Source organism: Pantoea coffeiphila, from assembly GCF_016909495.1.
Classification (GTDB): domain Bacteria; phylum Pseudomonadota; class Gammaproteobacteria; order Enterobacterales; family Enterobacteriaceae; genus Erwinia; species Erwinia coffeiphila.
Genome location: NZ_JAFBFW010000006.1, coordinates 323,641 through 338,502 on the forward strand (window position 1 = coordinate 323,641; position 14,862 = coordinate 338,502).

Here is a 14,862-nt window from a genome sequence, read left to right on the forward strand (position 1 = left end):
GATGCTGAACCTGCTGCTCAACCGCGTCGGCCAGTCGCTGCTGGTGATGTTTGGCGTCTCGCTGCTGATTTTCTTCAGCCTGCATATTACCGGCGATCCCGCTGCGCTGATGATGCCGCCCGGCTCCAGCCAGCAGGAAATTGATACGTTTCGCCACAGCATGGGCTTCGATCGTCCGCTGCTGTGGCAGTACGGCCATTACCTTAACGGCGTGCTGCACGGTGATTTTGGCGAGTCGCTGCGCTACAGCCAGCCGGTGCTGGCGCTGATTGGCGAACGGCTTCCGGCCACCGCTTTGCTGGCGGTCAGCGCGCTGGCCTGGAGCTCCGTGCTCGGGCTGCTGCTGGGTATCGTCAGCGCCCTGCACCCGCACAGCTGGCTGGATCTGCTGTGCCGTCTGGTGGCATTCAGCGGCCAGGCCATCCCGGTATTCTGGCTAGGCCTGTTGATGATCCTGCTGTTCAGCCTGCAATTACAGTGGCTGCCCTCCAGCGGCTACGGCACCTTTGCCGCGCTGGTGATGCCGGCGATCAGCCTCGGCGCGTTTTACATGAGTGCGGTTGCGCGTCTTTCGCGCGCCAGCCTGCTGGATGTGCTGCAAACGGACTATATTCGCACCGCCCGCGCCAAAGGGCTGAGCGCCTGGCGCATTGTTGTACGTCACGGCCTGCGCAATGCACTGATCCCGGTGATTACCGTACAGGGGATGTATTTTGCCTCGCTGCTCGGCGGCGCGCTGGTGACGGAAATCATCTTTGCCTGGCCGGGTATTGGTCGCCTGGCGATTCAGGCGATACAAAACCGCGACTTCCCGCTGGTGCAGGCCATCGTGCTGCTGGCCGCGCTGGTGTTTGTGGTGATTAATCTGCTGATCGATCTGCTGTATCTGGCACTTAACCCGAGGATACGCCTGTGAGCCGCCTCGATGCCACGTTAGAACTGCTGAGTGAACTGACCCGCTGGCGCAGCGTAGCGGGTGAGAAGGACGCCCAGCGCGGACTGGCTGCCTGGCTTGAGCAGTGGATGGTCGAGCGGCTGGATGCTGCCGTGGTGCTGCCGGTGGCCACACAGTCCCACGACACGCCGCCGCTGGTGCACGTGCGAATTGATAACGGCTTTGAGCGCACCGTGGTGCTCTACAACATGTACGACGTGATGCCCGCTGACGAGAGCGGCTGGGACGTCTCCCCGTTTGTTGGCGGTCTTTGCGACTGGCCTGAACTGGGGCGGGTATTTGTCGGGCGCGGTGCCGAAAACAATAAAGGTCCGGTGGCCGCCATGCTGATCCTGCTCTGCGAGCTTCAGCAGCAGCAGCGGCTGGACTTCAATATTGAAATTCTGCTGGAAGGCGAAGAGGAAGTGGGCAGCGGCACCCTGCGCCGCTATCTGGCACAGCAGCCCTGCCCGATTGCACCTGCTGAGGCGGTGCTGTTTCCGTCACTGTGCGAATACGGTGGTGGTGCACCGCGCGTTTACCTCGGATTTACCGGGCTGGCCACCGGTCGCCTGAGCGTCACCGGCGGCGAATGGGGCGGGCCGTCTTCCGCCATTCACGCCAGCAACGCCGGATGGATTGCCAGCCCCGCGTGGCAGCTGGTCAATGCGCTGAACGCCATTGCTCCGGCCGCCGAAAGCGGCGTGCTGGGCCGCCTGATGCCGGACGAAGAAGCCAACCTGCTACTGGCCGAGCTGGCCAAATCGTTCAGCCTTGAAGATGAATTGCGTTTTCGCCGCAGCCAGCGGCTGATGATTAAAGGCGACACGCTGAGCTGCCTGCAAACGCTGCTCGGCAGCGCCGTGCTGACGCTGGCCGAACTGCACAGCAATCCGCCCGGCGGCCGTGGGGTGATCCCGTATCGTGCCAGCGCGGAGCTGGCGTTCCGCATCCCGCCGGGATTTGACCAGGACGCGATGATCGAACGCGCCCGCCAGCGTCTGACGCAGCCGGATCTGGCCGGGAGTGAACTTGAACTGTTCGACAGCTATCCCGGCATTCGCTTCCCCCGCACTGCCAGCGGCGTTGATGCGCTGATCGCCAGCTATCAGGCGCTGGACGCCGCGCCGCAAATCTGGCCGTGGGCACCGGGCTGTGCGCCCGCCTACGCCTTCGCGGCGGTTGCCCCGGCCTTTCTGATCGGCGGGCTGGGCCACGGCGGTAACGCCCACGCCGTTAATGAGTTTGTCACGCTGGAAGGACTTGAACGCTTCCAGCAGTCGCTGAGCCTCTGGCTCACAGGATTCAATGATCCGGCCTCTGGCCGGGTCGCGCGCCACACCAGGGAAACACCAAAGACTATTAAAACAGGTAAAAAACCATGAAATCAGTTGAAGAGTTCGAACGCGTTCCGCTCGGCTTCTTCCCCACCCCGCTTGAGCCGCTACCCCGGCTCAGCGAGGCGCTGGGGATTACGCTGAGCATCAAACGCGATGACTACAGCGGCTTCGGCGGCGGGGGCAATAAGGTCCGCAAGCTGGAGTACCTGATGGCCGAAGCCCGCCGTTCCGGGGTCAATGTGGTGATCACCACCGGCGGGCATCAGTCAAACCATGCCCGTATGGTGGCCGCTGCCGCTCGTAAGTTCGGTATGCGTCCGGTGCTGGTGCTACGTGGCAACCCGCCATCCAGCTGGCAGGGTAACCTGCTGCTGGACAAGCTGTTCGGGGCCGAAGTGCAGTTTCTTGACCCGGACGGCTATTTCACCCAGATCGAAGGGGCGATGCAGGCACACGCCGATAAGGCGGTTGCCAACGGCGAAACCCCGCTGATTATCCCGCTCGGCGGCGCGACGCCGCTGGGTGCGCTGGGCTACGTGCGTGCGGTGGAAGAGATCGCCGCACAGCTTGAGCCAGGTGGAACCGCTGCCCCGGACTTTATCGTCGCGCCGACCGGTTCCGGCGGTACGCTGGCCGGGCTGCATGTCGGCACGCGACGCTACTGGCCCGACAGCCGGGTGGTGGGCATCAGCGTCAGCGCGAAAGCCGACTGGTTCCAGCCGCGCATTGCCGGGATGGCACAGGACTGCGCCGATCTTCTGCAGTGGCCGCAGCAGTGGCAGCCGGAAGATATCTGGATTGAGGATGGCTATGTCGGCCAGGCCTACGGCGTGCCGTCGGATGGCGGTATTGAGGCGATCTACAAACTCGCGCAGTCGGAAGGCGTGCTGTTAGATCCGGTGTATACCGGCAAGGCAATGCACGGTCTGTTCTCGCTGGTTGAGCAGGGCAAGATCCCGCAGGGATCGCGCGTTACCTTTATTCACTGCGGCGGTTCCCCGGCGCTTTATCCGTTTGCCGACCGCCTGCTGGAGCAGTAATGGACGGCCTGCTGCGCGTCCTTAATGACGCTGACGTCGCCCGGCTGGGCGGCGCGGACGTGGCGCTGGCGCTGGAGGATGTCCGCGAGGTGGTGAAGCTGATGCGGCTCGGCGAGGCGCACATGCCCGCCGAGAACGCCGTCGACCTCGCCACGCCGCTGGGCAAAGCCTATGCGCTGCCCGCCCGCGTCGGAGGCCGTTTCAATGCGGCCGGAGTGAAATGGACGGCGCACCGGCCCCTGCGTCCGGATGCCCTGCCCGCCGCGCTGGCCGTAACGCTGATTAACGATGCGCAGAACGGCGTGCCGCGCGGCCTGTTAGCCAGCGGCGCGTTAACCGCCGCGCGTACCGCCGCCGTTACCGCCGTAGCGCTACAGCACGCCGCGCCGCAGCCGGTGAAGCGGGTGCTGCTGCTCGGCAGCGGTCTCCATGCGCAGGCCCATCTGCAGATGCTCAGGCAGCTGTTCCCGGGCCTGGCGCAGATTGGCGTCTGGAACCGCACCCCCGGAAAAATTCTGCCCGCCGCCGATCTGACGGTGGAAACCGATCTTCAGCAGGCGCTGGCACAGCCGTATGACGCGGTGATTACCTGCACCAGTGCGGACCAGCCGATGTTAACCGAGACCGCCGTCCGCCCGGGGCGAATTGTGATTCAGGTGGGCTACCACGAGGTCAGCTTTGACGCCATTCGCGCCAGCGATCGGGTGGTGGTAGATGCGTGGGGCGATTTTGCCGAACGCAGTGCCAAGAGCCTGTTCCAGATGTACCGCGCCGGGCTGTTTCAGCCGCAGGAGGTGGCCGCCGATCTGGCCGCGCTGCTGCTGGACGGCTGGCGTGCCGCAGCGGATGACAGCGTCTACTTCTCTTCATTTGGCCTCAACGTGTTTGATATCGCCCTTGCCGCCCGCGTGTTGCAGGCCGCGGAACGTGACGGGGTCGGGCAACGGCAGTCGCTGTTTACGGGAGCACTTCAATGATTATCTCAGCTCAGGCGCTGCACCTGCGCCAGTCGCGCGGCGAGCACTTTCTGCTGATAGACGTGCGCGATGCCGCCGAATGGCAGCAGGCCACGCTGCCCGGCGCGCTACACTGTAACGTTTATGACTATTTTATTGCCGACAGCACCGAAGCGGGCCTGGCGGTGATGGCCGCTGAGGCCGCCACCGCACTCGAGCCGCTGCTGGCGAGCTATCCCGGCGCCACGCCGGTCTTTTTTGAGAATCAGGTCGGCATGCGTTCACCGCGCGGTGCCTGGTTTGCCTGGCTTCTCGGCCATGAGGATGCGCTGATCCTTGACGGCGGCATTGAGGCCTGGCGCGAAGCCGGGTTTGCCACCGCTGCCGGGCAGGGATTAAGCCGGACGATCGCGCATCAGCCCGCCGCAGAAGCCACGCGCTGGCAGCGGGATCTGGTCTGTACCCGTCAGCAGGTGCAGGAGGCCGATGGCGTGGCGGTAATTAACGTTGATGCCCGCCGCCCCAGCGAGTTCGAGGGCAGCTTTGCCCACGACTGCTGCCCGCGCGCCGGGCGCATTCCGCATTCCGCACTGCTGTTCTGGGAGGATGTGGTGTCCGGTGGTCATTTCCTGGAGCCGGAAGATATCCGCCAGCGTGCCCTGAATGCCGGACTGTGTGAAGAGGCAAAACTGCAGGTTTACTGCCATCGCGGTGCCCGTGCGGCAACGGTGCTGGCCGCACTGAAACGGGCGGGCTTTAGCGATGTTTCAGTGTACGTCGGCTCGTGGCACGAGTGGGCCGAACATCCTGAACTGCCGCTACTGCGCGGCAGCTGAGCGCTGTGCCAGCGCCTGATGGACATCGGGCGCTGCGGCCAGCAGTTGCAGGGTATACGGGTCCTGCGGCTGGCTGATAACCCGTTCGGTCGCCCCTTCTTCCACCACTTTACCGTGATACATCACCACAATGCGGTCGCACAGCTGACGTACCGCGCTGAGATCGTGGCTGATAAACAATACGGATAAACCCAGCTTGTGGCGCAGTTCATTAAACAGCGCCAGGATCTGGCCGCGCACCGATAAATCCAGCGCGGCGACCGCTTCATCAGCCACCAGCAGCTTCGGTTCCATCGCCAGCGCGCGGGCAATGACGATACGCTGGCGCTGCCCGCCGGAGAACGCTCCCGGTAGTCGACCGGCATGCTGCTCCTGCAATCCCACCAGCGTTAACAGCTCTTTGACCCGGGCCTGCACGGCCGCTTCGCCTTTTCGCAGCTGCCAGACCCGCAGCGGTTCGGCAATTTGATCGCCGACGGTGATTTTGGGATTCAGGCTGGAGTAAGGGTCCTGGAAGATGATCTGACAGTGGCGGCGCAGCACTTTGCGCTGCCGCCCGCGCAGTGCCTCGCCCTGGAAGCGGATTTCGCCGTTATCGGCCTCAATCAGCCCAATCGCCGCGCTGCCCAGCGTGGTTTTACCGGAGCCGGATTCACCGATCACCCCGACAATTTCACCCTGCGCAATCCTGAGATCCAGCGGGTGCAGCACGGTCTGCCGCTTAGCGGGCCAGAACGGTAGCGGGCGCGGCAGCGGATAGCTTTTGCAGATGGCGCTCAACTCAAGCAGCGGCTGCGTTTTGACGGCGGCCTGCGACGGCAGCTGCGCCACCGAGGCGTCTACTAGTTTGCGGGTATAGGGATGAACCGGGTTGCCGAGCGTGGCGACCGTTTCCCCCTGCTCCACCAGTTGCCCCTGCTGCATCACGCAGACGCGATCCGCATAACGGGCGACCACCGACAGATCGTGGGTGATAAGCAGAATACCCATGCCCATTTCCCGCTGCAGATCCTGCATCAGGCTGAGAATCTGTGCCTGGATGGTCACGTCCAGCGCGGTGGTCGGTTCATCGGCGATCAGCAACTGCGGCTGGCCGCTTATCGCACTGGCAATCATCACCCGCTGGCGCATACCGCCGGAAAGCTGGTGGATATACTGCCGCGCACGCAGAGAGGGGTTGACGATGCCCACGCGATCCAGCAGGGCAATCGCCTCCTGCTGCGCCTGCTTCCAGCTCATCTGGCGGTGACGCACCAGCACTTCGGCAATCTGCTCGCCGATGCGCAGTGTGGGATTCATGCTCGACATGGGTTCCTGAAATACCGTCGCTATACGGCAGCCGCGCAGCGATTGCACGTTGCCGGATTCCAGCCGCTGGCCTGCAAAGGTCAGGTCGCCCGCCGCCCTCTGCACGCCCGCAGGCAGCAGGTCCATCACCGCCAGCGACGTCAGCGTTTTACCGGAACCGGACTCCCCCACCAGCGCCAGGATCTCCCGCTGGTCGAGATGAAACGAGACGTTATCGACCAGCAAACGGCCTTCGGCAGTTTCCAGCGACAGATTTTCAACGGACAGCAGGCGGGAATGCGTCATCGGAACGGGCTCTCTTCAGGCTTAAAGAATACATGATATATTCTGTGTTATAGCGCCTCAAGAACAATAGGTTTTCATTCTGGCCCAAATGGAATAAGCCCTACGGGCCAGACGTTTTACTTTTAACCCGATTGATTCAGTTTTACCAGGCCAATGGTTTTCTCAATCACCATCAAAAGCAGGATGGCAATGACGATAAAGATGACCGAAATGGCGTTTACCGTGGGATCGAAAGTCTGGTCGACATAGTTAAAGACCTGCACCGGGACGGTAATCGTGCCGGGAGCGGTCATAAACAGGCTGACCGACACCTCGCCAAACGAGGTTACGGCGGCAAAGACCGCACCGGCTAAAATTCCCGGTTTAATCAGCGGCAGCGTCACCGTGCGGAAGGTATACCAGCGCCCGGCTCCCAGGCTCATCGCCACCGACTCGAGGCGTTTATCCATCGCCGCCAGGCTGACGCTGACGGTGCGCACCACATAGGGCAACGCTACCACCGCATGGCCGATCGCCAGCCCGCTGAGCGTTCCGGCGATCCCGGCGGCGGTCAGCACGTACAGCAGCGCGATGCCCAGTACCACCTGCGGGATCATCAGCGGCGACAGAATAAATGCCTGTAGCGCCTCGCGGTAGCGGAAATTAAGCCGCGCCAGCGACCAGGCGGCAAAGGTGCCCAGCACCACCGTTAGCGGCGTGACAATCGCCAGCAGCAGCAGGCTGACCCACAGTGACTCAGTCCAGGCCGGGTCCTGCAACAGCGCTTCAAACCAGCGCAGCGACAGCCCCTGCGGCGGAAACTGCGGGTAAGGCTCCGGGCTGAACGCCGACAGCACGATCACCACGACCGGCAGCGCCAGAAACAGGTAAACAATAATACCGGCAAGGGTGACGGCCAGGCGGCTCAGCCGCAGCGACAGACGGTGTAAGGCATCAGCCATGATTTTTTTTCTCCCAGCGTTTCAGGAAAATACCGGCCACGGCCGCCACCGCCAGCGTCATCACCAGCAGCGTCAACGACAGCGCCGCCGCCAGCGGCAGATTGGCAATCTGCATCGCCTGCTGATAAATCGCAATGGGTAGCAGCGGCTGCAGGCGTCCGCCAATCAGCAGCGGGGTAATATAGCTGCCTGCGGCCAGCGAGAAGACGATGATAAAACCGGTCAGCATTCCCGGCAGCGTCAGCGGCAGGATCACCCGGCGAAAGGTCATCCCCGGCGTGGCACCCAGGCTCATCGCCGCCAGACGCAGCGCGGGGGCAATCTCATTCAGCGAGGTGATCAGCGGCAGCACGGCAAACGGCAGCATGACCTGCACGTAGGCGATCACCACCGCATTCATATTCCACAGCAGGCTGAGCGGCTGCGGGATCAGCCCGGTAAACAGCAAAAAGCCGTTAATCAGGCCGTTCTGCGCCAGCAGCACAATCCACGCAAAGGTGCGGATCACCACGCTGGTCAGCAGCGGTGAAATCAGCACCACGTACAGCAGCGTGCGCCAGTGACGTTGACGGGCGTTGACCAGCAGCCAGGCGGCGGGCCAGGCAAGCAGCACCGTGATGGCCGCCGTCAGCAGCGACACCCACAGCGTGGTCCAGAGCGCGTGCAGGTACTGGGGATCGTGGAAGATCGTCACGTACTGCGCCAGGCTGAACCCCGGCAGCGGATTGAGCAGGCTGTCGACATCGGTCAGGCTCTGGTCGAACAGCAGCAGCAGCGGCACCAGTAAAAACAGCAGCAGAAACAGCAGGCAGGGCATCAGCATCAGCCAGGGAAACAGGTTACGCGTGCGCATCATCACCCCGCGCCTGCTGCGGCAGAACAATCACATCCCCGGCCTGCCAGTGCAGCCAGCAGCGGTCACCCGGCGCGGGCAGCCGGGCGAAGTGTGACTCGGCAGGCTGTACGCGGATTTCTCCCCCGCCCGGCAGATCGCACGCCAGCCGCAGCGTTGCGCCCGCAAAGCTGACCTCTCTGACCACGGCGGCACAGGCATTCACTGCGGCGATACCGGGTTCAGCGCTGTACTGCACGCGCTCGGGGCGAACCACCAGCAGATCCGCATTCACCGCCGTGGCCGCCCGCAGCCGCAGCGGCACGCCGTCGGCGACAAAGTGCTCGCGCGCGGCGTACTCCTCACCCTGTGCCGCGACGGGAAAGAGATTGGCCTGGCCGATAAACTCCGCCACAAAGCGATTGGCGGGCTGGCGATACAGCGCCGCCGGGGTGCCGACCTGCTGCAGCTCGCCGTGGCCGAGGATGCCGATACGATCCGAGAGCGTCAGCGCTTCTTCCTGATCGTGGGTGACCAGGATAGTGGTGATACCAACGCGCTGCTGGATCGCCCGCAGCTCGTCCTGCATCTCCTTACGCAGCCGCGCATCCAGGTTGGACAGCGGTTCATCCAGCAGTAGCACCTGGGGTTCAATCGCCAGCGCGCGGGCAATCGCGACACGCTGCTGCTGCCCGCCGGAAAGCTGATGCGGCATACGCTGCGCCAGCCCTTCCAGCCGGACCAGTCGCAGCGCCTCGGTCACGCGTTTCTCCTGCTCGCTGCGGGAAACCTTACGCACCTTCAGACCAAACGCCACGTTGTCCCCCACGCTCAGATGCGGGAACAGCGCGTAGTTCTGAAACACCATACCGATATTGCGCTGGTAGGGCGGCAGCGCGGTCACCTCCCTGCCGCCCAGTAAAACCCGTCCCTGATTCGGGGCGAGAAAACCGGCGATGATGTTAAGCAGGGTGGTTTTACCGCAGCCGCTCGGCCCGAGCAGGGAGAAAAACTCCCCCTGCGCGATGGTCAGGCTGACGTCATTCAGCGCGCGGTGGTTGTCGAACTGCCGCGCGACGCCGTCGATGACGACAGAACTCACTGGTTACCGCCCAGCGCCTGGCTCCAGCGACGGGTCCAGTCGGCCAGCTGCGGGGTGGCCGTGCTATAGTCGATCCAGATCAACTTGCTGTAGGCCTCTTCACCCACCTTCACCTGGCTCTTGAGGCTGTCGCTGTACTGCACGTCTTTGTTGGTCATGCCGTACAGTGACTTATCCGAGAACGCTTTCTGCACCTCGGGGGCGGACATGGCATTCACCAGCTTGTAGGCGTTGGCAAGGTTCGGTGCGCCTTTCGGGATCACCCAGTTTGCCGCACCCACCACCGGACCGTCCGACGGATAGACAAAATCAATCTTCATCCCCTGCTGCTTCAGCGCAAAGACCCGACCGTCCCAGTACGGCACCACCCACGCATCGCCGCGCTCCAGCAGCGTCTGAATCGCACCCGGGCTGTCCGGGAACGCCACGGCATTGCCGCGCAGCTCCTGCAGTTTGCTGAACGCCTTGTCCACCGCCGCAGGCTGGTTCAGCTCGCCGCCGAGCGCATGAACCAGACCGGCAAAGAACTGCAGCCCGGCCGCATAGGTCGGTGAGGAGATCGCAACGTGGCCTTTATATTCCGGGTTCCACAGATCCAGCCAGCTTTTCGGCGGGTTTTTCACCAGATCGGTGCGGTAGGCCAGGCCCAGCTGACCGAGGCTGAACGCGGCGGCATAGGTCTGATTATCGTAAACAAAACGCGACTGCACGGTTTTATACAGATTGTTCAGGTTCGGGATATCTTTGGCATCCAGCGGCTGCAACAGTCCCGCAGCCTGCGCGCGCTGGACGGTATCGGGCTGGAACACCACCACGTCATACGGTGCGCGGCGCCCCTTGGCGGCACGCAGTTTGGCAAACCATTCCGCGTCCGCGCCCGGTACGATGGTGAGCTTCAGGTGATTATCTTTGGCAAACTGCTCAAGGCCGGAGGCGCGGATGTTTTTTTCCCAGTCTCCGCCGTAAACGCCCACGACCACCGAATTGCTGGCCTCGGCCGCAACGGCGGCGTGGCCGATAAAGATGCCCACCAGCGCGGCGAGCAGACGTTTTTTATTATGAATATTAGGCATGATTGTCTCCTGGTATTGATGTCTCTGAAACGGCAAGCTGCTCCGCCAGCCTTTCCAGCGCGTCAGCGAATGCACGCCGCGCAGGGGTAGGATCGGCAGAAACAGAACGGGGGAAATTCTCCGGCAGGCTGCCCAGCGCAGCGGCAAAGACCGCCTGCTTATGGCGCTGCCGTTCGGCCGGGCTGAGCGGATACAGCAGCCGGTTCAGCCGGGTCAGTGCGGCACTGTCAAACACGCTCAGCCAGTTGGCCCTCGCGTCAGACGTTGCATTATCGGATTGGCGCGGCTGGCTGCGGGCGGCTGCCGTGGCGGCGTCATCAACGCCCTGTGCGCCGATCGCCACGCCGTAGTGCCGCAGCGCCTGTTCGGCGGTCAGCAACTGGTTATCCACATCCCGCTGCACCGCAAGGGGATCGCGCAGCCAGGGATCGCCCCAGCCGCCGCCGCCCGGGGTTTGCAGCAGCACTTCATCGCCACGGTTGACGCTGAGCAGATCGATTTTGCCGAGTTTTTTCGCCTCGGGGCTGTCAGGATTGAAGGTCAGCGTGGTGGGCGCACCGGACTGACCGCCCTGCACGCCCCACGGCTGGAACAGCATACGCTCCAGGCCGCGCGCCAGCAGGGTGCTGTCATCCTGTAAAATCCGTACACGGATCTGCTGGCCCATACCGCCGCGCCACTGACCCGCGCCTGCGGAACCGGGCCGCAGTGCGTACTGGCGAATTTCGATTTGGGTTTCCGCCTCAACCATCTCGACCGGGTTGTTCACCAGGTTGGAGATGCTGTTATCGCGGCCATCGATGCCGTCGCGCCCTGCCCGCCCACCGCCGCCGCCGACCAGCGGCTCAATCACCTGCACATTCTGTTCCCGGCCGTGACGCGCCGACTCGGCAATCACCAGCGGGATAATGGTTCCGCCGCTGGCGGCAGGCATCACGTCGGGCAGCGGCTGGCCCAGCAGTCCGTTCAGCAAGTCGTTTACTCTTACCGCCGCCGCATGGCGCACGCCCACCGCGGCCGGATAGTGCGGATTGACCAGCGAGCCCGGTGGCGCATACAGCGTAACCGGAGCCAGCAGGCCCGCATTCAGCGGCACCGTTTTATCCAGCGTGCACACCAGCGCAAGTATCCGTAGCGTCAGCCACGCGTGGGGATCGCCGTGGCTGGGAATATTGATGGCGGCCGCCACCTGCGCATCGCTGCCGGTAAAATCCAGGTGGACCTGGCCGTCAGTGAAGGTGGCGGTTATCGCCAGCCGTACCGGCAGGCCGCTGCCTGCGGCATCATCCAGATAGTCTTCAAACTGATAAACGCCGTCGGGAATGCGTTTCAGCACCTGTCGCGCACGCACCGCCGAGTAAGCCTGCAAATCCTGCTGTGCCTGGCGCACCGCCGGAACACCGTGCTGTGAGGCAATCCGGCTCAGACGCTCGCGGCCCGCATTCAGCGCCGCCAGCATCGCCTGAATATCGCCGCTAATCGCCTCCGGGGTGCGGCTGTTGGCGGTGAGGATCGCCATCACATCGCGATTCAGTTCCCCGGCGCGCAGCAGCTTCACCGGTGGGATCTGCAATCCTTCCTGGTAGATATCGCTATTGGTGGGGGAGATGCTGCTCGGCACGCGCCCGCCAACGTCTGAGGCGTGCAGGAATGCCCAGCCCCAGGCTACCAGCTCACCGTCAATAAACCACGGGGCCAGCAGCTGCAGGTCGGGAAGATGGGTAGCCAGCCCCCGTGAGCGCCACGGATCGTTGGTCAGGATCACATCGCCCGGAGCCACTTCACCGACGGCGGAAATCGCCGTCAGGGCATTCAGCCCGACGAAGCCGGACACCCCAATGCCCTTGGGATAGGCAAAAAAACGCCCCTGCAAATCCGCTACCGCGCAGCAGAAGTCGGCGGTTTCTTTCACGTACAGCGTGCGGCCGGTACGTTGCAGAATATGGCACATCTCTTCCGTCAGCGCGGTGAGTTTCTGGTTGAGAATTTCAAGCGTAATCGCATCAAGCTTCATGCCGTGCCTCCCGGAATACGGACGATCAACAGATTGCCGTGGGCATCGGGACGCGCCGTCCAGCCCGGTAAAATCACCGTGGTCGTGTCATCCTGTTCGATGATCGCCGGGCCGTGAATCGCAGTGTCGGTGCGCAGATTCTCACGCTGCCAGATCGCGGCCTCGGTCCAGCCGTCGGTCAGGAAAATCGGCCGACTCGCCGGGGCAACGTGGGCCGTTTGCGCATCGAACGGTTTGTCCTCCGGCTGCGGTAGCGCCGCATTCAGATACAGGCGCAGCGTCGTCAGCTCAACGGCGGCTTCCGGGGTAATAAAGCCGTAGCGCTGCTGGTGCAGCTGCTGGAATCTGGCCCTGAGCTGTTCCAGCGTGACGTCCTGCGGAGAACCGAGGCTCACGCTAAGCTCGTAGGCCTGCCCGACATAGCGCATATCCGCTTCCACGCCGTAATCAACCCGGCGGCTGAGGCGGCTGGCCTGCTGAGTAAACCAGCCTTCGGCCAGCTGATGCAGTTCTTCAAGCGTGGCGGCGATTTTGCTCCAGCTGCCCGCCGTGAGCGTTATCCGCAGGCTGCGGACAAAATCTCGCCGGATATCTGCGCCGATAGCGCCGTCGGCGCAGAACGTTCCAGGTCGCAGCGGCACCAGAATACGTTGCAGCCCGGCTTCGGCGGCGAAGAAGTTGGCGTGCGTCGGGCCTGCGCCGCCAAACGGGATCAGCGTCAGCTCATCGGAGGCAAGACCGCGCTGCGCCAGCGCCTTGTTCAGCTCGGTGGCCATCTGGGCCGTCGCCACTGCAATCGCACCGCGTGCCACCTCGGCGGCTTCCATCCCCAGCGTTTCGCCTGTTTGCTGAAGCGCGCGCGTGGCGGCTTCACGGTCCAGTTCAATACTCCCCGCCAGGCGGTTTTCAGCAGACAGGATGCCGCTGACCAGGTAGCAGTCGGTCAGCGTCGGCTGCGTGCCGCCGCGCCGGTAGGCAACCGGTCCGGGATCGGCTCCGGCGCTTTCCGGCCCGACTTTCAGGATGCCGTATCCATCCACCTGCACAAGCGAGCCACCGCCTGCGCCGATGGCCGATACGCCAACCACCGGCAGGATCAGCGGCAGGCCGCCGATTTCGGTGCGGTTTACCCGCTCGATTTCCCCTTCTGCCGACAGCGAAATATCGCTGCTGGTGCCGCCCATATCGAAGGAAACGAAGCCGCGGCCCGCGGCAAGCCGCGATGCCGCCGTGACCCCGGAGGCCGGACCGGAGAGCAGCGTATCCACCGGGCGCTGCTGAGCGGCATCCAGCGGCAGCACGCCGCCGTTAGAGGCGGTGATCAATAATGGAACCTCAATCCCCTGCCCGGTCAGCAATGTGTTAAGGCGGGTAAAGTAGCGCTGCATCAGCGGCTGGATATAGGCGTTAAGCCCGGCCACCAGCGTACGTTCATATTCGCGAATTTCCGGCCACAGCTGCGCGGAAGAGAGTACCGGCACATTGCCGAGCCTGGCGGCCAGTGCTGCCGCCAGTTCCGCTTCCCGCGCCGGGTTGGCATAGCCATTGATGGTCACCAGCGCCACCGCGCTGACGTTTAACGCGGCCAGTTCTTCGGCAGCCTGTGCCAGCGCGGCCTCGGTGGGCCACTGCGTCACCTCACCCTCTGGGCTGAAACGCACCGGGATCTCCACCACGCGACGGCGCGGTAAAAACGGCGCTTCGCGATCGGCGTGAAAATCGAACGAGGACGGCATACGGGCGCGGGCAATCTCCAGCACATCGCGAAAGCCCTCGGTGATCGCCAGGGCAATATCCGCCCCGCGACGCTGGATAATGGCATTCAGCCCCAGCGTGGTGCCGTGCAGTACCAGCGACAGCGCGCTGGCCGGTAAATGGCTTTTTTGCAGGATCGCCTGTAGCCCTTCACTGACGGCCAGGGCAGGATCGGCGGGCGTACTGGGTTGTTTATGGTAAAAACGCTGCTGGCGCTGCGGGTCAAATAGAACAAAGTCGGTAAAGGTTCCGCCGACGTCCACGCCGACGGTTGCGCCGGCTGCGGGGCTGTTATCCACCTTACTTCTCCTGCATTACAAGTCACTGAGATAATCGGTACGGTCTGTAACCCCTTAATATCCCTTGATTTGCCGGATATCACGACTAACAAAAATGACTTAGCTTTGCCGAAAAACGCATGAGGTGGATTCTTCACTTAATGGCTA

The 14,862-nt window shown here is 63.2% G+C and carries 12 protein-coding genes; 5 read left to right on the plus strand and 7 right to left on the minus strand.

All coding sequences use genetic code 11. The annotated features are described in order from the left end of the window. The first annotated feature begins 1 nt into the window (after nt 1). Genes JOE09_RS20270 through JOE09_RS20290 form a run of 5 tightly spaced genes read left to right on the plus strand, consistent with a single transcriptional unit; the run spans nt 2 to nt 5,106 of the window. A complete protein-coding gene (locus tag JOE09_RS20270; RefSeq protein ID WP_205067032.1) occupies nt 2-916 on the plus strand; it encodes an ABC transporter permease in 915 nt (304 codons plus the stop codon). After that, nucleotides 913-2,319 carry a M20/M25/M40 family metallo-hydrolase gene (locus tag JOE09_RS20275; protein WP_205067033.1) on the plus strand — a complete coding sequence of 469 codons (1,407 nt, stop codon included), beginning with the start codon at nt 913-915 and terminating at the stop codon, nt 2,317-2,319. The genes JOE09_RS20270 and JOE09_RS20275 overlap by 4 nt, the downstream gene beginning before the upstream one ends. Next, on the plus strand, nt 2,316-3,314 hold the full coding sequence (locus tag JOE09_RS20280) for a 1-aminocyclopropane-1-carboxylate deaminase/D-cysteine desulfhydrase (RefSeq protein WP_105591782.1): 999 nt from the start codon (nt 2,316-2,318) through the stop codon (nt 3,312-3,314). Before JOE09_RS20275 ends, JOE09_RS20280 begins: the two co-directional genes overlap by 4 nt. Further along, a complete protein-coding gene (locus JOE09_RS20285) occupies nt 3,314-4,291 on the plus strand; it encodes an ornithine cyclodeaminase (protein ID WP_205067034.1) in 978 nt (325 codons plus the stop codon). Before JOE09_RS20280 ends, JOE09_RS20285 begins: the two co-directional genes overlap by 1 nt. Then, entirely contained in the window at nt 4,288-5,106 is an 819-nt protein-coding gene (locus JOE09_RS20290; RefSeq protein ID WP_205067035.1) for a sulfurtransferase, read from the plus strand. The genes JOE09_RS20285 and JOE09_RS20290 overlap by 4 nt, the downstream gene beginning before the upstream one ends. On the opposite strand, the gene JOE09_RS20295 is transcribed toward JOE09_RS20290, so the two are convergent. The 7 genes from JOE09_RS20295 to JOE09_RS20325 all read right to left on the minus strand — a co-directional run bounded on the left by JOE09_RS20295 (nt 5,089) and on the right by JOE09_RS20325 (nt 14,715). Beyond that, complete coding sequence (locus JOE09_RS20295; protein WP_205067036.1) at nt 5,089-6,699, minus strand: dipeptide ABC transporter ATP-binding protein; 1,611 nt, start codon at nt 6,697-6,699, stop codon at nt 5,089-5,091. The two genes, JOE09_RS20290 and JOE09_RS20295, sit on opposite strands and share 18 nt — an antisense overlap. Nucleotides 6,700-6,821: 122 nt before the next feature. Beyond that, a complete protein-coding gene (locus JOE09_RS20300) occupies nt 6,822-7,640 on the minus strand; it encodes an ABC transporter permease (RefSeq protein WP_105591778.1) in 819 nt (272 codons plus the stop codon). Next, complete coding sequence (locus tag JOE09_RS20305; protein WP_205067037.1) at nt 7,633-8,496, minus strand: ABC transporter permease; 864 nt, start codon at nt 8,494-8,496, stop codon at nt 7,633-7,635. The genes JOE09_RS20300 and JOE09_RS20305 overlap by 8 nt, the downstream gene beginning before the upstream one ends. Next, nucleotides 8,480-9,574: a polyamine ABC transporter ATP-binding protein gene (locus JOE09_RS20310; RefSeq protein ID WP_205067038.1), complete on the minus strand. Its 1,095-nt coding sequence runs from the start codon at nt 9,572-9,574 to the stop codon at nt 8,480-8,482. The genes JOE09_RS20305 and JOE09_RS20310 overlap by 17 nt, the downstream gene beginning before the upstream one ends. Further along, the gene (locus tag JOE09_RS20315) at nt 9,571-10,647 is read right to left on the minus strand and encodes an ABC transporter substrate-binding protein (protein ID WP_105591776.1); all 1,077 of its coding nucleotides are present in this window, start codon (nt 10,645-10,647) and stop codon (nt 9,571-9,573) included. The genes JOE09_RS20310 and JOE09_RS20315 overlap by 4 nt, the downstream gene beginning before the upstream one ends. After that, entirely contained in the window at nt 10,640-12,661 is a 2,022-nt protein-coding gene (locus JOE09_RS20320) for a hydantoinase B/oxoprolinase family protein (protein ID WP_205067039.1), read from the minus strand. The genes JOE09_RS20315 and JOE09_RS20320 overlap by 8 nt, the downstream gene beginning before the upstream one ends. Continuing rightward, nucleotides 12,658-14,715, minus strand: coding sequence for a hydantoinase/oxoprolinase family protein (locus JOE09_RS20325; RefSeq protein WP_205067040.1), 2,058 nt, complete (start codon nt 14,713-14,715; stop codon nt 12,658-12,660). The genes JOE09_RS20320 and JOE09_RS20325 overlap by 4 nt, the downstream gene beginning before the upstream one ends. Nucleotides 14,716-14,862 lie beyond the last annotated feature (147 nt).

Excerpts from the sequence above, each read along its gene's own strand:
- JOE09_RS20270 (WP_205067032.1), top strand. The coding sequence starts at position 2 with ATGCTGAACCTGCTGCTCAACCGCGTCGGCCAGTCGCTGCTGGTGATG.
- JOE09_RS20280 (WP_105591782.1), top strand. The coding sequence starts at position 2,316 with ATGAAATCAGTTGAAGAGTTCGAACGCGTTCCGCTCGGCTTCTTCCCC.
- JOE09_RS20285 (WP_205067034.1), top strand. The coding sequence starts at position 3,314 with ATGGACGGCCTGCTGCGCGTCCTTAATGACGCTGACGTCGCCCGGCTG.
- JOE09_RS20290 (WP_205067035.1), top strand. The coding sequence starts at position 4,288 with ATGATTATCTCAGCTCAGGCGCTGCACCTGCGCCAGTCGCGCGGCGAG.
- JOE09_RS20295 (WP_205067036.1), bottom strand. The coding sequence starts at position 6,699 with ATGACGCATTCCCGCCTGCTGTCCGTTGAAAATCTGTCGCTGGAAACT.
- JOE09_RS20300 (WP_105591778.1), bottom strand. The coding sequence starts at position 7,640 with ATGGCTGATGCCTTACACCGTCTGTCGCTGCGGCTGAGCCGCCTGGCC.
- JOE09_RS20305 (WP_205067037.1), bottom strand. The coding sequence starts at position 8,496 with ATGATGCGCACGCGTAACCTGTTTCCCTGGCTGATGCTGATGCCCTGC.
- JOE09_RS20315 (WP_105591776.1), bottom strand. The coding sequence starts at position 10,647 with ATGCCTAATATTCATAATAAAAAACGTCTGCTCGCCGCGCTGGTGGGC.
- JOE09_RS20320 (WP_205067039.1), bottom strand. The coding sequence starts at position 12,661 with ATGAAGCTTGATGCGATTACGCTTGAAATTCTCAACCAGAAACTCACC.